Origin of the sequence: Xanthomonas sp. NCPPB 2922, from assembly GCF_041520885.1 — a bacterium.
Classification (GTDB): Bacteria; Pseudomonadota; Gammaproteobacteria; order Xanthomonadales; family Xanthomonadaceae; genus Xanthomonas; species Xanthomonas campestris.
This window is the reverse complement of sequence record NZ_JBGOFY010000008.1, coordinates 74,190-98,026: the sequence shown is the minus strand read 5'-3', so window position 1 is coordinate 98,026 and position 23,837 is coordinate 74,190. Positions and strand designations below refer to the sequence as shown.

General features: G+C 66.9%; 17 protein-coding genes and 2 pseudogenes. 11 read left to right on the top strand and 8 right to left on the bottom strand.

The window, feature by feature from the left end:
* The first annotated feature begins 34 nt into the window (after positions 1-34).
* The 3 genes from ACD584_RS11300 to rpmG all read left to right on the top strand — a co-directional run bounded on the left by ACD584_RS11300 (position 35) and on the right by rpmG (position 3,937).
* Positions 35-3,247 carry an efflux RND transporter permease subunit gene (locus tag ACD584_RS11300; RefSeq protein ID WP_175611466.1) on the top strand — a complete coding sequence of 1,071 codons (3,213 nt, stop codon included), beginning with the start codon at positions 35-37 and terminating at the stop codon, positions 3,245-3,247.
* 272 nt (positions 3,248-3,519) lie between these two features.
* On the top strand, positions 3,520-3,756 hold the full coding sequence (gene rpmB / locus ACD584_RS11295; RefSeq protein WP_002809459.1) for a 50S ribosomal protein L28: 237 nt from the start codon (positions 3,520-3,522) through the stop codon (positions 3,754-3,756).
* Positions 3,757-3,769: 13 nt separating this feature from the next.
* Entirely contained in the window at positions 3,770-3,937 is a 168-nt protein-coding gene (gene rpmG / locus ACD584_RS11290) for a 50S ribosomal protein L33 (protein ID WP_002809462.1), read from the top strand.
* Positions 3,938-4,236: 299 nt separating this feature from the next.
* Here rpmG and ACD584_RS11285 read toward each other — a convergent pair whose 3' ends face one another.
* The 3 genes from ACD584_RS11285 to ACD584_RS11275 all read right to left on the bottom strand — a co-directional run bounded on the left by ACD584_RS11285 (position 4,237) and on the right by ACD584_RS11275 (position 7,207).
* A complete protein-coding gene (locus tag ACD584_RS11285; RefSeq protein WP_076035761.1) occupies positions 4,237-5,259 on the bottom strand; it encodes an amidohydrolase family protein in 1,023 nt (340 codons plus the stop codon).
* Between the two features lie 228 nt (positions 5,260-5,487).
* Positions 5,488-6,543 (bottom strand): 4-oxalomesaconate tautomerase, encoded by a 1,056-nt coding sequence (locus ACD584_RS11280; protein ID WP_068574225.1) that lies wholly within the window; start codon positions 6,541-6,543, stop codon positions 5,488-5,490.
* Positions 6,536-7,207 (bottom strand): 4-carboxy-4-hydroxy-2-oxoadipate aldolase/oxaloacetate decarboxylase, encoded by a 672-nt coding sequence (locus ACD584_RS11275; RefSeq protein ID WP_076035762.1) that lies wholly within the window; start codon positions 7,205-7,207, stop codon positions 6,536-6,538. Before ACD584_RS11275 ends, ACD584_RS11280 begins: the two co-directional genes overlap by 8 nt.
* A 101-nt stretch (positions 7,208-7,308) precedes the next feature.
* On the opposite strand from ACD584_RS11275, the gene ACD584_RS11270 reads away from it, so the two are divergent.
* The 4 genes from ACD584_RS11270 (at position 7,309) to uvrD (ending at position 14,202) form a co-directional block, all read left to right on the top strand.
* Positions 7,309-8,613: a LysR substrate-binding domain-containing protein gene (locus tag ACD584_RS11270; RefSeq protein ID WP_070693914.1), complete on the top strand. Its 1,305-nt coding sequence runs from the start codon at positions 7,309-7,311 to the stop codon at positions 8,611-8,613.
* A 15-nt stretch (positions 8,614-8,628) separates the two neighbouring features.
* Entirely contained in the window at positions 8,629-10,047 is a 1,419-nt protein-coding gene (gene cls / locus ACD584_RS11265; RefSeq protein ID WP_042597859.1) for a cardiolipin synthase, read from the top strand.
* A 305-nt stretch (positions 10,048-10,352) separates the two neighbouring features.
* On the top strand, positions 10,353-11,744 hold the full coding sequence (locus tag ACD584_RS11260) for an FAD/NAD(P)-binding protein (protein WP_070693911.1): 1,392 nt from the start codon (positions 10,353-10,355) through the stop codon (positions 11,742-11,744).
* Positions 11,745-12,015: 271 nt separating this feature from the next.
* Complete coding sequence (gene uvrD, locus ACD584_RS11255; protein ID WP_076035764.1) at positions 12,016-14,202, top strand: DNA helicase II; 2,187 nt, start codon at positions 12,016-12,018, stop codon at positions 14,200-14,202.
* 183 nt (positions 14,203-14,385) lie between these two features.
* Here uvrD and ACD584_RS11250 read toward each other — a convergent pair.
* A pseudogene (locus tag ACD584_RS11250) lies at positions 14,386-14,640 on the bottom strand (hypothetical protein); the annotation flags it as partial.
* 432 nt (positions 14,641-15,072) lie between these two features.
* Here ACD584_RS11250 and ACD584_RS11245 point away from each other — a divergent pair.
* The 3 genes and pseudogenes from ACD584_RS11245 to tssA all read left to right on the top strand — a co-directional run.
* The gene (locus ACD584_RS11245) at positions 15,073-15,654 is read left to right on the top strand and encodes a sugar O-acetyltransferase (RefSeq protein ID WP_076037689.1); all 582 of its coding nucleotides are present in this window, start codon (positions 15,073-15,075) and stop codon (positions 15,652-15,654) included.
* Between the two features lie 100 nt (positions 15,655-15,754).
* On the top strand, positions 15,755-16,201 hold the full coding sequence (locus ACD584_RS11240) for a universal stress protein (protein WP_011039095.1): 447 nt from the start codon (positions 15,755-15,757) through the stop codon (positions 16,199-16,201).
* Between the two features lie 276 nt (positions 16,202-16,477).
* A pseudogene (gene tssA, locus ACD584_RS11235) lies at positions 16,478-17,312 on the top strand (type VI secretion system protein TssA); the annotation flags it as partial.
* Between the two features lie 257 nt (positions 17,313-17,569).
* Here tssA and ACD584_RS11230 read toward each other — a convergent pair.
* Positions 17,570-17,851, bottom strand: coding sequence for a DUF2782 domain-containing protein (locus ACD584_RS11230; protein ID WP_011039092.1), 282 nt, complete (start codon positions 17,849-17,851; stop codon positions 17,570-17,572).
* Positions 17,852-17,928: 77 nt separating this feature from the next.
* On the opposite strand from ACD584_RS11230, the gene polA reads away from it, so the two are divergent.
* On the top strand, positions 17,929-20,712 hold the full coding sequence (gene polA, locus ACD584_RS11225; protein ID WP_076035765.1) for a DNA polymerase I: 2,784 nt from the start codon (positions 17,929-17,931) through the stop codon (positions 20,710-20,712).
* 547 nt (positions 20,713-21,259) lie between these two features.
* Here polA and hemF read toward each other — a convergent pair.
* From hemF to ACD584_RS11210, 3 genes are all read right to left on the bottom strand, one after another.
* Positions 21,260-22,159, bottom strand: a complete 900-nt coding sequence (gene hemF, locus ACD584_RS11220) for an oxygen-dependent coproporphyrinogen oxidase (protein WP_011039090.1) — start codon at positions 22,157-22,159, stop codon at positions 21,260-21,262.
* 301 nt (positions 22,160-22,460) lie between these two features.
* Entirely contained in the window at positions 22,461-23,030 is a 570-nt protein-coding gene (locus ACD584_RS11215; RefSeq protein ID WP_076035766.1) for a hypothetical protein, read from the bottom strand.
* On the bottom strand, positions 23,027-23,731 hold the full coding sequence (locus tag ACD584_RS11210; RefSeq protein ID WP_076037690.1) for a hypothetical protein: 705 nt from the start codon (positions 23,729-23,731) through the stop codon (positions 23,027-23,029). Before ACD584_RS11210 ends, ACD584_RS11215 begins: the two co-directional genes overlap by 4 nt.
* Positions 23,732-23,837 lie beyond the last annotated feature (106 nt).

The following is a 23,837-nucleotide window of genomic DNA, read 5'->3' as shown; positions in this document are numbered from 1 at the left end:
CCATGTACGCAGCACCTTTGTGGAGGTGCCCGCCATGCTCACTAAGATCATTGGGTTTGCGATTGCGCAGCGGTGGTTGATGCTGGCGTTGACCGGGGTGTTGATTGCGATCGGTGCGTGGAGTTTTTCGCGGTTGCCGATCGATGCCACGCCGGATATCACCAATGTGCAGGTGCAGGTCAATACGGCGGCGCCGGGATATTCGCCACTGGAATCCGAGCAGCGGGTGACGTTTCCATTGGAGACGGTGCTGGCGGGGCTGCCGGGCTTGGAGTCCACGCGGTCCTTGTCGCGCTACGGGTTGTCGCAGGTGACCGCGGTGTTTGCCGATGGCACCGATCTGTACTTTGCGCGGCAGCAGGTGGCCGAGCGGCTGCAGCAGGTGAAGTCGCAATTGCCGCCGGAGCTGGAACCGCAATTAGGCCCGATCGCCACCGGCTTGGGCGAGATTTTCATGTACACGGTCGAAGCCAAGCCAAACGCGCGCAAGGCCGATGGCAGTGCATGGACCGCGACCGATCTGCGCACCTTGCAGGATTGGGTGGTGCGCCCGCAGTTGCGCAACGTGCCTGGCGTGACCGAGGTCAACACCATCGGCGGGCATGCACGGCAGATCCATATCACCCCGGATCCGGCGCGTCTGGTGGCGTTGGGCTTCACCCTGGACGATGTGGCTCAGGCGGTGGAGGCCAACAACCGCAACGTTGGTGCCGGCTACATCGAACGCAGCGGGCAGCAGTTCCTGGTGCGGGTGCCGGGGCAGGTGGATGACATAGCGCAGATCGGGGCGATCGTGCTGGATCGGCGCGAAGGTGTGCCGATCCGGGTGCGCGATGTGGCCCAGGTGGGCGAAGGCCGCGAGCTGCGCAACGGTGCCGCCACGCAGGACGGAACCGAAGTGGTGCTGGGCACGGTGTTCATGCTGGTGGGCGCCAACAGCCGCACGGTGGCGCAGGCGGCTGCGCAGCGGCTGGAGTTGGCCAACGCCAGTCTTCCGGCCGGTGTGCGTGCGGTGCCGGTGTACGACCGCACCGCATTGGTGGACCGCACCATCGTCACCGTTGCCAAGAACCTGATCGAAGGCGCGTTGCTGGTGATCGTGGTGCTGTTCCTGATGCTGGGCAATGTGCGTGCCGCGCTGATCACCGCCGCGGTGATCCCGCTGGCGATGTTGTTCACCCTCACCGGCATGGTGCGCGGTGGGGTGTCGGGCAATCTGATGAGCCTGGGTGCGCTGGATTTCGGCCTGATCGTCGATGGCGCAGTGATCATCGTGGAGAACTGCCTGCGCCGTTTCGGCGAGGCGCAGGCACGGCTGGGCCGCGTGCTGGAACGTGACGAGCGCTTTGCCCTCACCGCCGAGGCCACTGCCGAGGTAATCCGCCCCAGCCTGTTCGGTGTGGGCATCATCGCGGCGGTGTATCTGCCGGTGTTCGCGCTCACCGGTATCGAGGGCAAGATGTTCCACCCGATGGCAGTCACCGTGGTGCTCGCGCTCACCGGCGCGATGCTGCTGTCGCTGACCTTCGTGCCGGCGGCCATCGCCTTGTTGCTCGGCGGCAAGGTGGCCGAGCACGAAAATCGCGCCATGCGCTGGGCACGCGGGGTGTATGCGCCGCTGTTGGATCGCGTGTTGCGGCATGCGCGCTGGGTCGGCATTGGTGCGCTGGCCACGGTGGTGCTGTGTGCGGCGCTGGCCACCCGGCTGGGCAGTGAATTCATCCCGAACCTGGACGAGGGCGACATCGCCCTGCATGCCCTGCGCATTCCCGGCACCAGCCTGGAGCAGGCGATCAGCATGCAGGCCACGCTGGAGCGGCGCATCAAGCAGTTTCCTGAAGTGGCGCACGTGTTCGGCAAGCTGGGCACGGCGGAAGTGGCCGCCGACCCGATGCCGCCATCGGTGGCCGATACGTTCTTGATCATGCATCCGCGCGAGCAATGGCCGGATCCGCGCAAGCCCAAGGCGCAGTTGGTGGCCGAGATCGAAGCGGCGGTGCGGCAATTGCCCGGCAACAACTACGAGTTCACCCAGCCGATCCAGATGCGCATGAACGAGCTGATTTCCGGCGTGCGGGCGGATGTGGCGATCAAGCTGTACGGCGATGACCTGGACACGCTGGTGACGGTGGGTCGGCGGATCGAGGCCGTCGCCCGCAGCGTGCCTGGCGCGGCCGACGTGGGCCTGGAGCAATCCACCGGACTGCCGATGCTGGCCGTGGTGCCCGATCGCGATGCGTTGGCCGGCTACGGCCTCAATCCCGGCGTGGTGCAGGACACCGTGGCCGCGGCGGTGGGCGGGCGACCGGCCGGGCAATTGTTCGACGGCGACCGCCGCTTCGACATCGTGGTGCGCCTGCCGGAAGCCTTGCGCCAGGACCCGACCGCGCTGGCCGACCTGCCGATTCCGCTGCAGGGCGATGGCGAGCGCAACGATGCGGATGAATCCAGCCGCGCGGCCGGGTGGCGCAGCGGTGCGCCGACCACGGTGCCGTTGCGCGAGGTGGCCAGGATCGAGAGCGTGCTCGGGCCGAACCAGATCAATCGCGAAGACGGCAAGCGGCGCATCGTCATCACCGCGAATGTGCGCGACCGCGATCTGGGCAGTTTCGTGGCCGAGGTGCAGCAGCGTGTGCAGGCCGAGGTGGCGCTGCCGACCGGTTACTGGATCGGCTACGGCGGCACCTTCGAGCAGCTGATCTCCGCCGGCCAGCGGTTGGCCTGGGTGGTGCCGGCCACGCTGCTGCTGATCTTCGCGCTGCTGTACTGGTCGTTCGGTTCGTTGCGCGATGCGGTGGTGGTGTTCAGCGGCGTGCCGCTGGCACTGACCGGCGGCGTGGTGGCGCTGGCGCTGCGCGGGTTGTCGTTGTCGATCTCGGCCGGGGTGGGCTTCATCGCGCTATCGGGCGTGGCGGTGCTCAACGGCCTGGTCATGATCGCTTTCATCCGCGGCCTGCGCGATGCAGGCATGCCACTGGAGCAGGCCCTGCGCGAAGGCGCGTTGGCGCGCTTGCGGCCGGTGCTGATGACCGCACTGGTGGCGGCGCTGGGCTTCGTGCCGATGGCCTTCAATGTCGGCGCCGGTGCGGAAGTGCAGCGCCCGCTGGCCACGGTGGTGATCGGCGGCATCGTCTCCTCGACCCTGCTCACCTTGCTGGTGTTGCCGGTGCTGTACCGCTGGCTGCACCGCGAGCGCGCCCCACGCACCGCAGCGATGACGGCGCCGCAGCACGGGGGCACGCCATGAGCGCGCCGCCCGTGCTGATACGCGAGGCGTCTGGACGGCCGCCGCGAGGGAGGGGTACGGGCCGGCCTAAGTGCTTGCGGCACAAGGAAATGCCGTGCATAATGCGCGGCTCGCTGTGCCCGGATCGCTCCGGGCGGCGGCACCCAACGCGATGGGGTGCCGGCCTGCTCCCAGCGTAAGTACTTGATTCCCAACGTTGCGTGGCAGCCAAGCGCTGTCGGGGCCGCCGTTTTCCTGGCTAAGGAAGACACCAAACTTTATCGAGGTGCGCAATGTCCCGCGTATGCCAAGTGTCCGGCAAGCGTGTGCAGACGGGTAACAACGTCTCCCACGCAAACAACAGAACCCGTCGTCGTTTCCTGCCCAACCTGCACGAGCGCCGCTTCTGGGTCGCCAGCGAAAACCGCTGGGTCAAGCTCCGTGTTTCCGCGCATGCGTTGCGCACCATCGACAAGAACGGGATTGATGCCGTTCTGAAAGAGCTGCGTGCGCGCGGCGAAAAGGTCTGAGGAGTAAGCAGTCATGGCAAAAGGCAAGCGTGACAAGATTCGTATGATTTCCTCGGCCGCTACCGGCCACTTCTACACCACGGATAAGAACAAGAAAAACACTCCGGGGAAGATGGAAATGATGAAGTACGACCCGGTCGTGCGTAAGCACGTCATGTACAAGGAAGGCAAGATCAAGTAATCCACCGATTACGCGATCTGCTTCCAACAAAAACCCCGCCGCGAGGCGGGGTTTTTGCGTTTGCGGAGGGTTGCGGGGTTTGATCGCAACAATGGTTTAAATCCGCACACTTCCTGGGCCACTACCTCTCCTGGGCCACTACCTCGGCGGACGGCATCCCCTCTCCCGCGGGAGAGGGGTAGGGGTGAGGGTGCGGGGCGAAGCGAAGCCACTTGCAGTGGTTGGAGTGCCAGAGGCTTCGCACGTACCCTCATCCGCCCCTGCGGGGCACCTTCTCCCGATGGGAGAAGGGAACACCGCTACAGCCCACGCGCACGCAGTTGCGCATCCAGGCGCGGGTAGACCCGCCGCGCGTTGCCTTCGAACACCTTGCGCTTGTCTGCATCGGAGATGGTCAGTGCATCGATGTAGCGCTTGGTGTCGTCGAAGTAATGCCCGGTCTGCGGGTCGATGCCGCGCACCGCGCCCACCATTTCCGAGCCGAACAGGATGTTGTCGATGTCGATCACTTCGAACAGCAGGTCGATGCCCGGCTGGTGATACACGCAGGTATCGAAGAACACATTGCGCATCACATGCGTGGCCAGCGGCGGTTTGCCCAGCATGTCGGCCAGCCCGCGAAAGCGCCCCCAGTGGTAAGGCACCGCGCCGCCGCCATGCGGAATGATGAAGCGCAAGTTCGGGAAGTCGCGGAACAGATCGCCTTCCAGGAACTGCATGAAGGCGGTGGTGTCGGCGTTGAGGTAGTGCGCACCGGTGGCGTGGAAGTTGGCATTGCAGCTGCCGGACACATGCACCATCGCCGGCACATCCAGCTCCACCATCTTCTCGAAGAACGGGTACCAGGCACGGTCGGTGAGCGGTACGCCGTTCCAGTGCCCGCCGGACGGGTCGGGATTGAGATTGCAGCCGACAAAGCCTAGTTCGTTGACGCAGCGTTCCAGCTCGGCGATGGAGTGGCTGATCGGAACGCCCGGCGACTGCGGCAGCTGGCAGACACCGATGAAGGTGTGCGGATACAACTGCACCACGCGCGCGATCAGGTCATTGCAGCGCTGCGTCCAGGCCTGGCTCACCGCTTCGTTGCCGATGTGGTGGGCCATGGTGCTGGCGCGTGGCGAAAAAATGGTCATGTCCGCGCCACGCTCGCGCAGCAATCGCAGTTGGTGCTGTTCGATGCTCTCGCGTAGCGCATCGTCGGAAATGTGCGGGTACTGCGGGGCCGGTTGCTGCGGGTCGTCGTGATGGGCGATCTGCGCCTTGCGGAACGCATCGTGCGCAGCAGGTGCGGTGGTGTAGTGGCCGTGGCAGTCGATGATCATCGGGTCGTCTGATATGAGGGAACGTGCGCATCGCGCGGTTGTTTGCAGCCGCTGCAGCCGGGCGCGCGGGATCGGCAGGTGCCTACATACGCGCGTTTACGCAGGCGATAGCCGCTGCAGGCGGCACATCGCGTAGACGGTAGCGCCTGAGCTGCCGAGTGCGCCGGCAGTTGCATCAAGCCCCCGGCCGTGCCGTCATCGGCCGGCGTGAATGACATGGGCCGCTGACTAGCCAAACAGCACCCCATCGAACAGTTTGCGGGCGGTGCGCACGACAGCGGCGCGCACCACGTTGCCGTGCGCGTCCAGTGCAATGAGGCAGCTGCTGGCGCCGCTGGGGTGTTCGATCTCCAGCTGCTGCGTGGTGCCGCCCGGCAGCTGTGCCAGCGCGTGCGCCGGCGTGCCGGGCAGCAGGCAGGCGGTGGCCACGGTGACCGCACCCAGCACGCCAATGGAGGCATGGCAGCGATGCGGAATGAACGAGCGCACCGTGATCGCGCCGCCGTTGTGTGGGGCGGAGACCAGCATCAATTTCGGTACCGTGGCGGTGTCCACATCGCCCAGCCGCATCAGCGGCCCGGCCTGCAGGCGCAGGGTTTCCAGGCGCGCCTTGAGCGCGACATCGGCATCCAGCGTGGCGCGGTCTTCGTCGCCGCGGATGCCCACATCGCTGGCACGCAGTACCACGCAGGGCATGCCGTTATCGATCAGCGTGACCGCAATGCCGTCCAGCAGGTCCACCGGGTTGCCGGTGGGCAGCAGCGCGCCGCAGCTGGAACCGGCGATCTCGGCAAAGGCCAGCGCGATGGGCGCGGCGGTGCCGGGCACGCCATCGATCCGGGTGTTGCCGGTGTAGGTCACCTGGCCGCCCGGCGTGCACACGGTGGCGGTGGCCACGGTACCGGTGTTGCGCATGAAGATGCGCACCGCAGTCTGGCCGTCCTGTGCGGGCAGCAGGCCGCGCTCCAGCGCGAACGGCCCCACGCCGGCCAGCAGGTTGCCGCAGTTCTGCGCGTCGCTGACCTGCGCCTGGTCCACCGAGACCTGCAGGAACAGGTAGTCCACATCGGCATCCTCGCGCGCGGAGCGGCTTACCACGGCCACCTTGGAGGTGAGCGGGTCGGCGCCGCCCATGCCATCGATCTGGCGCAGGTCCGGCGAGCCATAGGCGCGCAGCAGGAAGGCATCGCGCGCGGCGGTGTCGGCCGGCAGGTCCGCAGCCAGGAAGAACCCGCCCTTGGAGGTGCCGCCGCGCATCCACATCGCGCGCACGCCCTCAGACATAGCGCAGGCCTTTCGCCGCCAGACGCTCACGCATGGCGTAGATGTCCAGGCCCAGTTCGCCGCGCGCCAGCCGCTCGCGCTTGATCAATTCGCGCGCTTCGCGTGCCTGGGCTTCGGCCAGCACTGCCTGCGCCTGGGCGCTTGGCACCACGCAGACGCCGTCGTCGTCGGCCACCACCACATCGCCTGGCTGGATCAGCTGCCCGGCGCAGACCAGCGGCACGTTCACCGCGCCCAGGGTCTCCTTGATGGTGCCCTGCGCGCAGATGGCGCGGCTCCACACCGGGAAGCCCATCGCGGTGAGGTCGCGCACGTCGCGCACGCCGGCGTCGATGATCAGCCCACGGCAGCCGCGCGCCTGCGCCGAAGTGGCGAGCAGGTCGCCGAAATAGCCGTCGTAGCACTCGCTGGTGGGCGCGACCACCAGCAGGTCGCCGTCGCGCAGTTGCTCGATCGCCACATGCATCATCCAGTTGTCGCCCGGCGGGACCGACACCGTGACGGCGGTGCCGGCGATGCGGCAGCCGGCATAGATCGGCCGCAGCCGGTGATGCAGCAGCCCGCTGCGGCCCATGGCTTCGTGCACGGTGGCCACGCCCGCCTGCGCCAACCCTTGCACGACCGCGACCGGGGCACGCGCGATGTCGGTGACGACCTGGCTCATCCATCCATCCTCGTTAGCAATGCGCCGAGTCTGTTGGTGGAGCGCCTGCTGGCTCAAGATCAATTTAAGGTATGTCTATTGGTTCTGCTTATAGTTAGAGCATGTCGACACCCTTCGAAATCAACCTGCGCCACCTGTATGCCATGCATGTGGTGGCCGAAGCGGGCAGCGTCAGCGCCGCCGCGCCACAGGTGAACCTGTCGCAGCCGGCGCTCACCCAGGCCATCGCGCGGCTGGAACAGCAACTGGGCGTGCGGCTGTTCGACCGCCACCCCGGCGGCATGGCCGGCACCGAGGCCACGCGCCTGCTGGCACCGCGGGTGGTGCGCGCATTGGCGCATCTGGGGCGCGGGCTGCGGGTGGCCCGGCGCGCGCTGCGGCTGCCGGCCCGCCCGGGCCTGGAGCGGCGGGTGTCGCTGGGGCAGCTGCAGGCACTGGTGGCGGTGGACGTGGCCGGCAGCTATTCGTTGGCGGCGGTGCGCACCGGGGTCTCGCAGCCAGCCATCTACCGCGCGGTGCAGACGTTGGCCGATGTGGTCGAAGTGCCGTTGATCGTGCGCCGCGGCAAAAGCGTGCACGCCACGCCGGTGGCGCTGCGGCTGCTGCGGCAGGTGCGGCTCGCCCTGGCGGAGCTGGGCGCCGGGCTGGACGAGGTGGCCGCGCTGCGCTCCCAGCACGCCGGGCGGGTGACGGTGGGGGTGATGCCACTTGCCCGCGCTGTATTGCTGCCGCGGGCGCTGGCGCGCTTCGCACGCAGCCACCCCGGTGCCACCGTCAGCGTGGTCGAAGGGCCGTATCCCGAGTTGCTGGCGCAGCTGCGCGAGGGCGGGCTGGACCTGTTGATCGGCGCGTTGCGCGAGCCGTTGCCCGTGCACGACGTGGTGCAGGACGCGCTATTCGACGATGCGGCGGTGATCGTGGCGCGCAGCGGGCATCCGCTGGCCGGGCATGCCTACGCCTTCGCGCAGTTGCTGGACTACCCATGGGTGGTGGCGGCCACGGGCACGCCGCTGCGCGCGCGCTGGGAGCGCATGTTCCGCGACCAGCAACTGGAGCCGCCGCCGCCGCGCATCGAATGCGGGTCGGTGCTGGTGATCCGCGGATTGCTGCTGGAAGACGATTGGCTGACCGTGATGTCGCGTGACCAGTTCCTGTTCGAACAACGCGCCGGGCTGCTGTGCGAGATCGGCCTGGCGGTGCCGCAGCTGCGCCGGCAGATTGGCCTGACCACACGCGCCGACTGGCACCCCACCCGCGCGCAGTCGGCCTTCGTGCAGACCGTGCGCCAGGTGTGCGCCGACCGCGCGCTGCCGGCCGATACCGCAGCCGGGCCATTCCGGCATTGCGCGGCGGCGTCCGGGCCGTTGCGTTTATGCGCGGCCCGGTCAGAATCGGGCTCCCCTTGAAGAGACCCGATGCCGATGCTGCCTGACTGGTTGCAAGGGACCTGGCTGCTGGCGCTGGACTGGGTGATCCGCCTGGCCGCGCTGCTGTGGATCCCCACCCGCACCACGCCTGGGGCGGCGCGCAGCTGGTTGCTGCTGATCGGCTTCGTGCCGGTGGTTGGCCTGCCGCTGTACCTGTTGTTCGGCCACCCGTGGCTGTCGCGGCAGCGCGTGCAGCGCCAGGCCACGGCCTCGCAGGTGATCCGCGAGCAGCAGCTGCCGTTGCACGCCTTGCGCTGGACCCCGCAGCCGGACACCAGCAGCGCCGAGGTGGTGCCGTTGATCGAGCGGCAGGGCGATTTCATGCCAACGCTGGGCAATGCGGTGGAACTGCTGGACGACTACGAGGCCTCGCTGCAGGCGCTGATCACCGCGATCGACCAGGCGCAGGAACGCGTGCATCTGCTGTATTACCTGATGTTCGACGATGCGGTGGGCGAGGCGGTGGTGGCTGCGCTGGAACGCGCCTGCGCACGCGGCGTGCGCTGCCGCTTGCTGCTGGATGCGATGGGCGCCAAGCGTGGCCTGCGCCGTTATCGCCAGCGTTTGCAGGCCAGTGGCGTGGAGGTGCTGGCCTTGCTGCCCGGCGGGCTGCGCTGGCGCCGCAGCGGGCGCATGGACCTGCGCAACCACCGCAAGATTGCGGTGATCGACAACCAGGTCGGCTTTGTCGGCTCGCAGAACCTGGCCGCGCCCGGCTTTATCGCCGGCGCGCCCAATCGCGAACTGGTCGCGCGCGTGCGCGGGCCGGTGGTCAACCACCTGGAAGCGGTGTTCGCCAGCGACTGGTTCACCGAAACCGGGCAGCGCCTGGACGTGTGGCCGGACGCCCCGGTGTACGACGACAACATCGCCACCCAGTTGCTGCCCAGCGGGCCGGCGTATCCGTTCGAAAACGCACGCGATGCAATCAACGCGGTGATCCATCTGGCGCGCCGCAAGGTGGTGTTGGTCACGCCGTATTTCGTGCCGGACGAAGCCATGCTCAGTGCGTTGCGCATCGCCGGGATGTCTGGCGTGGACGTGCAGTTGATCCTGTCCGAACACAACAACCAGCGGCTGGCGGCGTGGGCGCAGGAAGCCTATTTCGAAGAGTTGCTGCGCTGTGGAGTGAAGATTGCGCTATACCGGCCGCACTTTCTGCACGCCAAGCATCTGAGCGTGGATGAAGACATTGCGTTGGTGGGCTCGATCAACCTGGACATTCGCTCGTTTGCGCTCAATGCCGAGATCGGCATGCTCTGCTACGACCGTAACGTGGTGCTACGCCTGCGCGAGATCGAGCAGGATTACCTGGCGCAGTCGCAGCCGGTGGACATCGCGCAGTGGCGCCGCCGCCCGGCCTGGCGGCGAAGCCGTGAAGGCATCGCACGCCTGGCGGATGCGCTGATGTAGTGGGCGGCTGGATGGCTGTCGCGCGGTGAGGTCTGGCATTGAAGCGTCGGGCAGCATGGTGGCCTGATTCGCAAAGCGTTGGCGTAGTGCATGCACGCACGCTGCTGCCACGGGTGATAGAGAGCAGCCCACCCACAGCGTGGCGCCGGCCAGTACCGGCCTGGGTGCTGCTTACAGCTACGCCGCGTGGGGCTGTGACCTCACCCGGCAGTCAACTGTCTCGCAGCGAATCCAGCACCTCACATGTCGGTTGCCGCTGCACCGGTGGTCATGGGCCCGACGTGGTCATCGCCTACAATTGCGGCATGAACGAACAGCGTGTACCCGGCGATGCAGCGATCGCCATCGTCGGTGGTGGCGCGTCCGGCGTGCTGGTGGCGTTGCAGCTGCTGCGCCAGGCCACCGCGCCGCTGCAGATCGTCATGATCGAGCCCAGCGCGGCATTGGGCGAAGGCGTGGCCTACGCCACGGCGCGGCCCGAGCATCTGCTCAATGTGCCGGCCGCGCGGATGAGCGCGCTGGCCGAGTTGCCAGGCGATTTTGTCGCCTACCTGCAGGCCACGCAGGCCTGCCCGGCGCTGGACGCGGCGCAACTGCCGCAGCAGTTCGTGGGCCGCTGCCTGTATGCGCCGTACCTGCGTGCTCGGTTGCAGGAGGCCTGCGCGCACAGCCCCGCCACACTCACCGTCTGCAGCGCTCGCGTACGCGACCTGCAGCCAAACGCCGCAGGCGCACTGCTGCATTTGGATGACGGCCAGCACCTGCAGGCTGCCAGCGTGATCCTGGCGGTGGGCAATGCATTGCGGCCGCTGCCATTGCGCGGCGCCGCCGGCCTGGCGCCCGGCCAGCGAGTGGAAGCCTGGGACACGCCCTCAGTGGCGCAGATCCCGCAGGACGCGGCGGTGTGCATCATTGGCTCGGGGTTGAGCATGGCCGACAGCGTGGTCACCCTGGCCGCGCAGCAGCACCGCGGCGCGGTGCACGTGGTCTCGCGGCACGGCTTGCTGCCGCTGCCGCACGCACACGCCACGCCGGCACCGTTCGACCCGCAACCGCTGCTGGCACTGCCCCTGCGCGCGCGCATGCGCGCATTGCGCCGGCACGCGCGCGACGCGGCCGCGCAGGGCCTGCCCTGGCAGAGCGTGATGGAGCGCATCCGCCCGTTGAGCCAGGCGCTATGGCAGACGTTGTCGGCCGCCGACCAGCGCCGCTTCTTGCGGCATGTGGTGCGCTATTGGGATGTGCACCGCCACCGCATCGCCGCGCCGGTGCATGCGCACCTGCAGGCAATGCAGGCGCGCGGGCAATTGCAACTGCATCGCGCGCGGCTGGATGTGGCGTACCAGGCCGGTGCCTGTGTGCGGGTGAGCGCCGGCGCCGGCGCCGGGCATGCGCTGCAGCTGGATGTGCAGACGCTGATCAACGCCACCGGCGTGGAAATGCGCGTGCAGGCCATGCGCAACGGCCTGCTGCAGCAGCTGCTGGGCCAGGGCATCGCCACGCCCGGCCCGCATGGCATCGGCGTGGACACCGCGTCCAATGGCGCGCTGCTCGATGCCGATGGCCGCCCCAATCCACGCCTGCGGGTGATCGGCAGCCTGCGCATCGGCTCGCTATGGGAAAGCCTGGCGGTACCGGAACTGCGTGAGCAGGCAACGGCGATTGCGCGGGATGTGCTGGTATTGCTTGGGCGGTGAGAGGCGTTGTTCCCTTCTCCCGCTGGGAGAAGGTGGCGCGAAGCGCCGGATGAGGGTGCGAGCGAAGCTCTCGTGTTACCCACCACTCGTAGTGGCTTCGCCCCGTACCCTCACCCCAACCCCTCTCCCGTAGGAGAGGGGCGTTGTTCCCTTCTCCCATCGGGAGAAGGTGCCCCGAAGGGGCGGATGAGGGTCCGAGCGAAGCCTCGCATCCCAAACCCCTTCATCCCAATCTCAGCCGCAGCGACGCCACAACCGGTAAAATGCCCGGGTGGATGTCTCTCATTTGCTCGATCATTTAAACCCCGCCCAGCGCGAGGCCGTTTCCGCGCCGCCGGGGCATTACCTTGTGCTGGCCGGCGCCGGCTCCGGCAAGACGCGCGTGCTGATCCATCGCATTGCCTGGCTCAATGAAGTCCAGGGCGTGCCCAACCACGGCATCTTCGCGGTGACCTTCACCAACAAGGCCGCAGGCGAAATGCGCCACCGCACCGACCTGCAGCTGCGCAACGGCAGCCGCGGGATGTGGATCGGCACCTTCCATGGGCTTGCCCATCGCCTGCTGCGCCTGCACTGGCAGGACGCGCGGCTGCCGGAAGGCTTCCAGGTCATGGACAGCGACGACCAGTTACGGCTGGTCAAGCGCGTGGTGCAGTCGCTGGAGCTGGACGAGACCAAGTATCCGCCCAAGCAGATGAGCTGGTGGATCAACGAGCAGAAGGACGAAGGCCGCCGCCCGCAACACATCCAGCCCGAGCCCAACGACGACTGGACCGAGGTGCGCCGGCAGGTGTACGCCGCCTACCAGGAACGCTGCGACCGCTCCGGCCTGCTGGATTTCGCCGAGCTGCTGCTGCGCGCGCACGAATTGCTGCGCGACACCCCGGCCTTGCTGGCGCACTACCGCGCCCGCTTCCGCGAAATTCTGGTCGACGAGTTCCAGGACACCAACGCCATCCAGTACGCCTTCGTGCGCGTGCTGGCCGGCGAGACCGGCCACGTGTTCGTGGTGGGCGACGACGACCAGGCCATCTACGGCTGGCGCGGTGCCAAGGTCGAGAACGTGCAGCGCTTCCTCAAGGACTTCCCCGGTGCGCAGACCGTGCGGCTGGAGCAGAACTACCGGTCCAGCGCCAATATTCTGGGCGCGGCCAATGCGGTGATCGCGCACAACCCGGACCGCATCGGCAAGCAGCTGTGGACCGATTCCGGCGATGGCGACCCGATCGATCTGTACGCGGCCTACAACGAAGTCGACGAGGCCCGCTATGTAGTCGAGCGTGCGCGCCAATGGGTGCGCGATGGCGGCAGTTATGGCGAAGTGGCGGTGCTCTATCGTAGCAATGCGCAATCGCGCGCGCTGGAAGAAGCGCTGATTGCCGAACAACTGCCGTACCGCGTGTACGGCGGCATGCGCTTTTTCGAACGCGCCGAAATCAAGGACGCGCTGGCGTACCTGCGCATGCTCACCAACCGCAGCGACGATGCGGCGTTCGAGCGCGCGGTCAACACGCCCACGCGTGGCATTGGCGATCGCACCCTGGATGAAGTGCGCCGGCTGGCACGCGCCAATGCGCTGTCGCTGTGGGAAGCGGCAATGCTGTGCACGCAGGAAAATACTCTCGCGGCGCGTGCACGCAATGCGCTGGCTACGTTCCTGAGCCTGGTCGGCCAGCTGCAGGCCGAAACCGGCGAGATGGACCTGGCCGAGCGCATCGACCATGTGCTGATGCGCTCGGGCCTGCGCGAGCATTGGGCCAAGGAAAGCCGCGGCGGGCTGGATTCGGAATCGCGCACCGAGAACCTGGACGAACTGGTCTCGGTGGCCTCGCGCTTCACCCGCCCGGACGATGAAGACAGCCAGGGCATGACCGAACTGGTGGCCTTCCTCGCCTACGCCTCGCTGGAAGCCGGCGAAGGCCAGGCGCAGGCCGGCGAAGAAGGCGTGCAGCTGATGACGTTGCACTCGGCCAAGGGCCTGGAATTTCCGATCGTGTTCCTGGTCGGGCTGGAAGATGGCCTGTTCCCCAGCGCACGCTCGCTGGAAGAAAGCGGCCGGCTCGAAGAAGAACGCCGCCTGGCCTACGTGGGTATCACCCGCGCGCGCCAGAAACTGGTGCTGTGCTACGCCGAATCGCGGCGCATCCACGGCCAGGACAACTACAACGTGCCGTCGCGCTTTCTGCGCGAGATCCCGCGCGACCTGCTGCATGAAGTGCGGCCCAAGGTGCAGGTCTCGCGCACTGCCTCGCTGGGCGCCGCACGCGGCGGCCCGGTACACGCCGTGGTCGACGCCGCGCCGATCAAGCTCGGCGCCAATGTCGAACACCCCAAGTTCGGTGGCGGCGTGGTTGTCGACTACGAAGGCGCCGGCGCGCATGCACGCGTGCAGGTGCAATTCGATGAAGTGGGCGCCAAGTGGCTGGTGATGGCGTACGCGAATCTGACGGTGGTGTAGGCGAGCCCTTACCAGCGCCAATCCTGTCGCCTGGGTGAAGCTATCAGGGCAAGCTGGCGCTTATCGGTAGGGCGGAAAGGCTGGCTGATGTCGGAGCTCACCAAGCCCGCCGAGATTGCTTCATCGCTTGACGACCAGCCTTATGGGAGATGGCATTGCATCGACTTTGGTGCCGTACGCCGACATTTCCCAGCTGAAGGTGGAGTTGATTCGCTTACCTCCTATGGTGAGCGTCGACTTGTCCGCGAGCACAACTAGTGCAAATGGTGGCACTCCCTGGCCGCCACCCGGGTAAATCAACCGCAATACTCTGCGTTTGGTATCGAAGGTTTTTACCTCGAAGTCGTTCTGCAATGGGACGCCCTTGCAGTCGCCCGGCGCGTAGAAATGGATGCTGGCGATAACAGGGCGGCCGTCGTTGCCGACTTCAAATGTCATTGCGTAGCCGCCGCCTTCGAAGGAAAGGCTTGAGGTGGCGTAAGCGGGTGCGCTGCAGCAGATCGCAAGCAGCGCGGCCAGGCAAACGTAAAAACGTTTTTCATGGGGTCATCCTTGAGAGCGCACAGCGTGGAACGGCACTGCCGGAGCGAGTATTACTTATGCCGCCGCCGCGTCACAACGCATCTGCATCTGACGATGCGAATATTGCGGCTTCTGCGCGCCCTTAACAGCCGCCTGGCAATTGCTCGCCACCTTCCTTGGCGCTACTAGGGCCGAGCCAGTGATCTCTCACTGGTTCTATACGGCACAGGCAACGAGTCAGGTCAGAAGATCCAGACAGCCAAACGCGGTGGTGCGCTGCTCGATGCATTCGCCACAGCTTTCATGACAAGCTGCGGTCGAACCGACTTTATGAAGGCACACAGCCCGATGTGCACCGAAAAACAGAAGATGCTCGCAGGCGAGCTGTACAACGCGGCCGATGACGAACTGCAGGCCGATCAGGCTGCCGCCGCCGCGTGGATGGCGCGTTACAACGCCGCTGCGCAACAGCCCGCTGCGCAGCGCCATGCCTTGCTGGTCGAACGTCTGGCCGAGGTGGGCGCGGGTGCAGTGATTCGCCCGCCGTTCCATTGCGACTATGGCTACAACATCCGTTTGGGTGCGGGGGTTTTTCTCAACTTCAATTGCGTGATCCTGGATGTGTGCGAGGTCAGCATCGGCGATGGCACGCAGATCGGGCCGGCAGTGCAGTTCTACGCGGCCGACCATCCGCGCGATGCGATCGATCGTGCCAGCGGGCTGGAGTTTGGCCGCCCGATTCACGTGGGACGCAATGTGTGGATTGGCGGTGGCGCGATCATTCTGCCGGGCGTGCGCATTGGCGACGATGCGTTGATCGGGGCCGGTGCGGTGGTCACCCGCGATGTGCCGGCAGGCGCCACTGCGGTGGGGAATCCTGCGCGTGTGCGCATGGCGCGCACTGATCCGCAGGCGACGCCGACCGACTGACTGCGTTTCCCGCTGCATTGATCTGTCTCAAGGCGACTATTACGCCGCGCTGTCACGCTGATTTCCGCCGGTGGATGTGCCGGCATTCCAGGAGGCCACCATGTACAAACGTATCCTGATCGCCATCGATGCGTCCGAGCTGTCCCACCGCGGGTTGTTTCAGGGTCTGGAACTGGCCAAGGCCACTGGCGCCAAGGTCGATATCGTCACCGTCTCCGAGCCGTGGGCGATGGGCATGTACGACGCGATGGGTTGGAGCGTGGGGTACGAAGCCAGCCCGGACTATCGCAAGGAGCGCGAAGCGGCTGCGGAAAAGATCCTGCGCCCGGCTGTGGAATTGGCGATCGCTGCGAACCTCAAGGCGACCGCGCGGCACGTGCTGGACCGTTTTGCGGCCGAGGGCATTGTGCAGACCGCCGAGGAGTGCAAGAGCGACCTGATCGTGATGACCTCGCACGGCCGCCGCGGCATGAGCCGCGTATTGCTCGGCAGCCAGACGGTGGAGGTGCTGACGCACAGCACGATTCCGGTGCTGGTGATTCGTTGAGATTGCGGTTGATGCGTTGATGCGAGCGCGATGATCAATCAAGTCCAGGCTAGTCGTGCAGAACGTTTGTAGGAGCGCCCTTGGGCGCGATGGGCATTACCGGGAAGGCCTCATCGCGCACAAGCGCGCTCCTACGCAGGGCGTGCAGCTCGTTATTCGCCTGAGGTAACTCGGCAACAGCCGCGCTCAGCAGCATGCGCAGCGTGATGCGTGCGGATCATCGTAGGAGCGCCCACGGGCGCGATGGGCATTACCCGGAACGCCTCATCGCACGCAAGGCGCAGCCGCGACCTGCGCATCGCCAGCAAGCTCGGCGCCGCCTGGCTGCGGCTGCGCGGCCTGCCTGGCTGGACAGACGCCCTGGCGCTGATCCACGGCCTGCTCGGCCAGCACTGGGACAGCGTGCACCCGCAACTGGATGCCGACGACGACAACGACCCCACCGCGCGGGTCAACGCGCTGGTGGGCCTGAGCGACCCGATGGGCCTGCTCGGCGCATTGCGCACCACCGCCTTCGTGCAGTCGCCGCGGCTGGGCCGCTTCAGCCTGCGCGACCTGCGCGCCGCCAACGGCAGCCTCAAGCTGGCCGAAGGGCAGGCCGTGCCCAGCCTGGCCGAGATCGAGGCCTGCTGCCTGGATTGCCCGCTCGACACGCTGGCGGCCTCGGCCAAGGCGATTACCGACGCCGCCGCCACCGCACGGGCGATCGATGCCTTGCTCACCAAACAGCTCGGCACCGCCGCGCCGGACCTGCGTCCGCTGCTGGCCGACCTGCGCGATCTGTAGCGCTTCGTGCTGCCGCACTGGCAGGCGCGGCAAGGCAGCACGGGAGAGGCCGCCGACAGCACCGAGCATTCAGGCGATGGCACTGCCACCGCTGCGGGCAGCCCGGCGCGTCGCACTGGGGAATCGCCGGCCCGGACGATGTCATGCGGCGGCTGGAGGAGATCTGCGCCTATTACGCGCGCAACGAGCCGTCCAGCCCGGTGCCGATGTTGCTGCGGCGCGCGCAGCGGCTGGTTGGCTGCGACGTCCTGGCGCTGATGAAGGAACTGGCGCCAGGCGGGTCGATGAACTGCAACGCGTCACCGGCCCGCTGGAGAACAGCTGAGCAATATGCTCACCACTGTCAGCTGCCGCAGGGCACAGCAGTGGCGTTACCCGCCGCTCGCCGCCACTGCAGGATTGCCGGATCCGCTCGCCCAGCACGCCTGCTTCAGTGCTTCGTCGCCCGAAATCTGCGGGCCAGATTGGCCCGCAGCTGCTAAACCGTTTGACGCCTTCAGGACGCACCAAACAAGCGCCGGGCGACGCAATCGCTAAGCTCTTCGCCTAGCGAATCCCCAATCCCGAATCACCGCTTCCCAATCACCAGCTATACAACTGCCAATACGTCTTGTTGACCTTGTCACGCTCGGCGTCGGTATGGCCGTCATGGTCACGGTCGTAGAGGAAGTACGGCGCGCCACGTGCGGGGGTCACGCGCACCATTTCCAGCTGCCCGTTGACGCGGTATTCGTCGACCTTGTCGCCGTTGCCCATGGTCTTGCTGGTGACATCCGCGTTGGCCGGCACATCGCCGCCGCCACCGGTGGTGGCGCAGCCGCCGAGCAGCAGCAGCGGCAACAGCAAAAGACTTGCTCTCTTCATCGTGATGGTCCGTGTGAGGTCGCCGCCGAGTATGCGCTGGCCGGGTGTGGCGTGGGCGTGCAGCGTAGAATTACGGCATGAGCAGATTAGTCCTGATCGACGGGTCCAGTTACCTGTATCGCGCGTTCCACGCGCTTCCGCCGCTGACCAATGCCCAGGGCGAGCCCACCGGTGCGTTGTTCGGCGTGGTCAACATGCTGCGTGCCACCTTGAAGGAACGCCCGGCCTATGTGGCGTTCGTGGTGGATGCGCCCGGCAAGACATTTCGTGATGACTTGTATGCCGACTACAAGGCCAACCGCCCGTCGATGCCCGACGACCTGCGTGCACAGGTGCAGCCGATGTGCGACATCGTGCATGCGCTGGGCATCGACATCCTGCGCATCGACGGCGTGGAAGCGGATGACGTGATCGGCACGCTCGCGCTGCAAGGCGCCAGCGACGGCCTGGCCGTCACCATCTCCACCGGCGACAAGGACTTCGCGCAGCTGGTGCGCCCGGGCATCGAACTGGTCAACACCATGAGCGGCAGCCGCATGGATTCGGACGAGGCGGTGATCGCCAAGTTCGGCGTGCGCCCGAACCAGATCGTGGACCTGCTGGCGCTGATGGGCGACACCGTGGACAACGTGCCCGGCGTGGACAAGTGCGGCCCCAAGACCGCCGCCAAATGGCTGGCCGAGTACGACTCGCTCGATGGCGTGATCGCCAACTCCGACAAGATCAAGGGCAAGATCGGCGAGAACCTGCGCGCCGCGTTGCCGCGGCTGCCGCTCAACCGCGAACTGGTCACCATCAAGACCGACGTGACCCTGGCCAGCGGCCCGCGCGCGCTGGACCTGCGCGAGCCCAACGCCGAAGCGCTGGCGGTGCTGTACGCGCGCTACGGCTTCACACAGGCGCTGCGCGAACTCGGTGGCGCCGCCGCCGAGGCCGGCGCGCTGACCGCACCGATGGCGGTGGCGCGCACCGAGCCTGGCCGTGCACGCGGCACCGGTTTCGTGTCGGCGCCGGCTGCCGCTCCGGTGGAGCTGGACCCGGCGCTGTCGGCGCCCGGCCAGTACGAGACCATCCTCACCCAGGCGCAGCTCGACAGCTGGATCGCGCGGCTGCGCGCGGCCGGGCAGTTCGCCTTCGATACCGAAACCGACAGCCTGGACGCGCTGCAGGCCAACCTGATCGGCCTCAGCGTCGCCGCCGAGCCCGGCCAGGCCGCCTACCTGCCATTCGGCCATGACTTCCCCGGCGCACCGGCCCAGCTGGACCGCACGCAGGCGCTGGCGCAGCTGGCGCCGCTGCTGACCGACCCGGCAGTGCGCAAGCTCGGCCAGCACGGCAAGTACGACCTGCACGTGATGCGCCGCCACGGCATCGCCCTGGCCGGCTACGCCGACGACACCCTGCTGGAGAGCTTCGTGCTCAACTCCGGCAGTGCCCGCCACGACATGGACAGCCTGGCCAAACGTTACCTTGGCTACGACACCGTCAAGTACGAAGACATCTGCGGCAAGGGTGCCAAGCAGATCAAGTTCGCCCAGGTCAGCCTGGAAGACGCCACCCGCTACGCCGCCGAAGACGCCGACATCACCCTGCGCCTGCACCAGGTGCTGGGCAAGCGCCTGGCCGCCGAGCCGGCGCTGGAGAGTGTCTACCGCGACATCGAAATGCCGCTGGTGGGCGTGCTGGAGCGCATCGAGGCCAACGGCGTGTGCGTGGACGCAGCCGAACTGCGCCGCCAGAGCGCGGACCTGTCCAAGCGCATGCTCGCCGCCCAGCAGAAGGCCACCGAACTGGCCGGGCGCACCTTCAACCTGGATTCGCCCAAGCAGTTGCAGGCGCTGCTGTTCGACGAGCTCAAGCTGCCCGCCGTGGTCAAGACGCCCAAGGGCCAGCCCTCGACCAACGAAGAGGCGCTGGAAGCCATCGCCGACCAGCACGAACTGCCGCGGGTGATCCTGGACTACCGCAGCCTGGCCAAACTGCGCAGCACCTACACCGACAAGCTGCCGGAGATGATCCACCCGCAGTCCGGGCGCGTGCACACCAGCTACCACCAGGCCGGCGCGGCCACCGGGCGGTTGTCTTCGTCCGACCCCAACCTGCAGAACATCCCGATCCGCACCGAAGACGGCCGCCGCATCCGCCGCGCCTTTGTTGCCCCGGCCGGACGCAAGCTGATCGCCTGCGACTACTCGCAGATCGAGCTGCGCATCATGGCCCACCTGTCCGGCGACCCCGGCCTGGTCGGCGCATTCGAATCCGGCGCCGACGTGCACCGTGCCACCGCCGCCGAAGTGTTCGGCCGCACCATCGATACGGTCAGCGGGGATGAGCGCCGCGCCGCCAAGGCGATCAACTTCGGCCTGATGTACGGCATGAGCGCGTTCGGCCTGGCCCGCCAGCTCGGCATCGGCCGCGGCGAGGCGCAGGACTACATCGCGCTGTACTTCAGCCGTTACCCGGGCGTGCGTGACTTCATGGAAACCACCCGGCAGCAGGCCCGCGACAAGGGCTACGTGGAAACCGTGTTCGGCCGCCGGCTGTACCTGGACTTCATCAACGCCGGCAGCCAGGGCCAACGCGCCGGCGCCGAGCGCGCGGCCATCAACGCGCCGATGCAGGGCACCGCCGCCGACATCATCAAGCGCGCCATGGTCAGCGTGGATGGCTGGATTGCCGATCACGCGCAGCGCGCCCTGATGATCCTGCAGGTGCACGACGAACTGGTGTTCGAGGCCGACGCCGACTTCGTCGACACCCTGCTGGCCGAGGTCACCGCACGCATGTCCGCAGCTGCCAGCCTGCGCGTGCCGCTGGTGGTCGATTCGGGCGTGGGCGATAACTGGGACGAGGCGCATTGATGGTGCAGCGCATGCCTCGTATGCTGAATACGCAGATCAGAATATTCAGAAACTCGCACCGCGCCGCAGCACTGAATAACCGCTAAATTCTACAAATTCTTAACGGCGATCTTCACGATCCATCAATGTAGAAAATGGTGTTATATCACTCGACGGGCGCAACGCCTGTCGGCAGATCTCTCCCATCCCCTGGAGCAGATCTCGGAGCGGAAACTCCTCCCCAAGTTTCCGTTCCCTGGCCCCGCCGACCTCCCCCTGGTCTGCGGGGCTTTTTGTTGCCTGCGATTTCTCACGCAGGCCATATGCCGCAGCGGTACAGCGGTGAATCGGGCTCAGCGCCTACAGCGCAGCGGCGGTGGCGGATGGCACTCTGCGGCGCTTTTACTGAGCGTGCTGAGACCCACAATGCACGCGTCACTGCGTGCAGCGCAACATAACCAGTTCATCGAACGACGGGGCGACTGGTTTCGTCTGCAATCACAAATTTAAATAGGGCCGATTTAATCCGTGAATCAACACTGTGTTTCATCGGTGACGCGTTTGGAAATCAGCCGAGCCAATCACGCGGAATCAAATAATCGGCCAAGCGTGCCTCGGCGCTTCCCGGTTGCGGCTGGAATCCATATTCCCAGCGCACCTGCGGCGGCAGGCTCATCAGGATGCTCTCGGCGCGGCCACCGCTCTGCAGACCGAACAGGGTGCCGCGGTCGTAGACCAGGTTGAACTCCACGTAGCGGCCACGCCGGTACAGCTGAAAGGCGCGCTCAGCTTCGCCATAGGGCGTGTCCTTGCGGCGTTCGACGATCGGCAGATAGGCGTCCAGGAAGCCGTCCCCGACCGCGCGCTGGTAGGCAAAGTCGCGTTCGAAGTCCTGGCCCAGGTCGTCGAAGAACAGCCCGCCCACGCCGCGGGTCTCGTTGCGGTGGCGCAGGAAGAAGTACTCGTCGCACCAGCGCTTGTGCGCGGCGTAACGCTCCTCGCCAAACGGCGCGCATAGCGCCTGTGCGGTGCGGTGCCAGTGCATGACGTCTTCGTCGACCGGGTAGAACGGGGTCAGGTCGAAGCCGCCGCCGAACCAGGCCGCCACCATCTCGCCATCGCGCTCGGCGCGGAAGTAGCGCACGTTGGCGTGTGTGGTCGGGATGTGCGGATTGTGCGGGTGGAACACCAGCGACACCCCGCAGGCGCGCCAGGTGGCGCCGGCCAGCTCGGGCCGATGCGCGCTGGCCGAGGGCGGCAGCCGCGCGCCGGACACGTCGGAGAAGCCGATGCCGGCCTGCTCAAACACCGCACCGTCGCGCAGGATGCGGGTGCGCCCACCGCCGCCTTCCGCGCGCTGCCACAGGTCTTCGGCAAACCGCGCCTTGCCATCGATGGCTTCCACGGCGGCGCAGATGCGGTCCTGCAGATCGGTCAGATAGTCACGTACACGGTCGAATTCGTTCATGCCTCGATTCTAAGCGGTGCACCGCGCTGCGTGCATTTCGCACACGCGCCAAGGTGTCGCGGTGCGACGCGGTGGGTCGTCTGGTCGTTCGCGTGCAGGGCCGCCAGGTTGTCGCCACCACGCCCGATCCACCGTGAGGTGCGGTGCCATCACTGCGCGCAGGGGCTTGGGCGGCAGGGAGGCCGCGAAGGCGTTTTCCAGGCTGGATCGACGGCACGTCCCGCAGGCGACGCGGGCGCCACGCACGCGAGGTCTCTTCGATTAAAGACAGCCGCTCCCAGCCGTGATTCCAGGCGAACGATCAGCCCCGCGGCGAGGCCGCAAACTCCGCGCGCACCGCAGGCGCACACAGCCGCCACGCCAGGGCGCACTGAAACAGCGCGATCACCAGCGCACCGATGCCGGTCAGCAGCAGCGCCATCAGCCGCGTGGTCTGCAGGCGCGCCTGCATCTGCGGCCACTCCGGGCTGTGCAGGATGTCGGCCGGCAGCATCGACTGCAGGCCATCGAACAGCGGCCCGATCAGGGCCAAGCCCCCGAAATTAAGCAGCCCAGTGATCACCAGCACCAGCACGAAGCCGATCCGCGCCCACTCACGCCGCTGCAGCAAGGCCCAGCTCATCCAGGCGAAGGCCACCGACAGCACCACGCCCAGCGCCGACAGGCTCACCCCATGGTCGATCAGCCATTGCCAGGAGGCGGGCATGCGCATTCCCGGGGGCAGTGGCAGCGCGGTGGAGCCGGGCACCAGCACGATCAGCAGGATCTGCAGCAGGTTGGTCAGCGCGCTGGCCACGCCCAGTAGCAGCGACACCCACGCCATTGGCGTGACGAACCCGCCGCGCGTTGCCGGTGCCGGCGTGCGGTTCATTGCAGTGAGGCGACGTGCGCGGCCACTGCCGCCTGGCCCGGTGCATCCAGCGCCGGCTGCATCTGCAGATACCAGTCGGCCAGCGCATCGGCGGGCAGGCAGACGCGCAACAGTGGTGTGCTGCGCTCCAGAAACGTTTCGAAGAACGGCAGTCCGCGGACGAACAGGAAATGCCCATCGGTGATCGACATGCCGGCATACGCTTCGCGTAGCCATTCCAGGTGCGGCAATGCATGCTCGCCGTGGCCGGCCTGGGTCAGCGCGCTGAGGAAATTGGTACGCGCGGTGGCCGGCGAGGTGGCGCGTTCCTGCTCGTTCAACTGGTCGAACTTCATCAGCCAGGCTTCGCCACGGTCGATCTCGTTGCACATCACCGAGGTGGTGGCCAGTTGCAGCGCGTTGTGCGCGCTCTGCTCCACCTCGAACAACGCCAGCCAATGCGGAAACGCTTCGTGGTACCGGCCCAGGGCGCTCAGCGAGATCGCGCACAGGCGGTGCGCATCGGCACCGACGTCCAGATGCGCCACTGCGGCGTTGTAGGCACCGACGTGATCGCCCTGCTGGAACAGCGCCAGCGCGGGCTGCAGCTGTGGATCGATGTCGGCAGCGGGATCTGCATCCGCGGCAGGCGCGGCTTGCGCTGCGGCGGGCGTCGGTGTCGCCGGGGTCTTGCGTCCAAACAAACGGTCCCACAGGCCCATCGCGATCCCTTCTACGCGCCGATTGAGGAGTGGATGGCGCCGCGCGGCCGGTGGCGCACCGGTCAGGCAGCGGACCGGCGCACGGGGCGCATACACGCACGCCTGC

Coding starts and splice junctions, on each gene's coding strand:
- ACD584_RS11300 (WP_175611466.1), top strand. CDS start 35: ATGCTCACTAAGATCATTGGGTTTGCGATTGCGCAGCGGTGGTTGATG.
- rpmB (WP_002809459.1), top strand. CDS start 3,520: ATGTCCCGCGTATGCCAAGTGTCCGGCAAGCGTGTGCAGACGGGTAAC.
- rpmG (WP_002809462.1), top strand. CDS start 3,770: ATGGCAAAAGGCAAGCGTGACAAGATTCGTATGATTTCCTCGGCCGCT.
- ACD584_RS11285 (WP_076035761.1), bottom strand. CDS start 5,259: ATGATCATCGACTGCCACGGCCACTACACCACCGCACCTGCTGCGCAC.
- ACD584_RS11280 (WP_068574225.1), bottom strand. CDS start 6,543: ATGTCTGAGGGCGTGCGCGCGATGTGGATGCGCGGCGGCACCTCCAAG.
- ACD584_RS11275 (WP_076035762.1), bottom strand. CDS start 7,207: ATGAGCCAGGTCGTCACCGACATCGCGCGTGCCCCGGTCGCGGTCGTG.
- ACD584_RS11270 (WP_070693914.1), top strand. CDS start 7,309: ATGTCGACACCCTTCGAAATCAACCTGCGCCACCTGTATGCCATGCAT.
- cls (WP_042597859.1), top strand. CDS start 8,629: ATGCTGCCTGACTGGTTGCAAGGGACCTGGCTGCTGGCGCTGGACTGG.
- ACD584_RS11260 (WP_070693911.1), top strand. CDS start 10,353: ATGAACGAACAGCGTGTACCCGGCGATGCAGCGATCGCCATCGTCGGT.
- ACD584_RS11245 (WP_076037689.1), top strand. CDS start 15,073: ATGTGCACCGAAAAACAGAAGATGCTCGCAGGCGAGCTGTACAACGCG.
- ACD584_RS11240 (WP_011039095.1), top strand. CDS start 15,755: ATGTACAAACGTATCCTGATCGCCATCGATGCGTCCGAGCTGTCCCAC.
- ACD584_RS11230 (WP_011039092.1), bottom strand. CDS start 17,851: ATGAAGAGAGCAAGTCTTTTGCTGTTGCCGCTGCTGCTGCTCGGCGGC.
- polA (WP_076035765.1), top strand. CDS start 17,929: ATGAGCAGATTAGTCCTGATCGACGGGTCCAGTTACCTGTATCGCGCG.
- hemF (WP_011039090.1), bottom strand. CDS start 22,159: ATGAACGAATTCGACCGTGTACGTGACTATCTGACCGATCTGCAGGAC.
- ACD584_RS11215 (WP_076035766.1), bottom strand. CDS start 23,030: ATGAACCGCACGCCGGCACCGGCAACGCGCGGCGGGTTCGTCACGCCA.
- ACD584_RS11210 (WP_076037690.1), bottom strand. CDS start 23,731: ATGGGCCTGTGGGACCGTTTGTTTGGACGCAAGACCCCGGCGACACCG.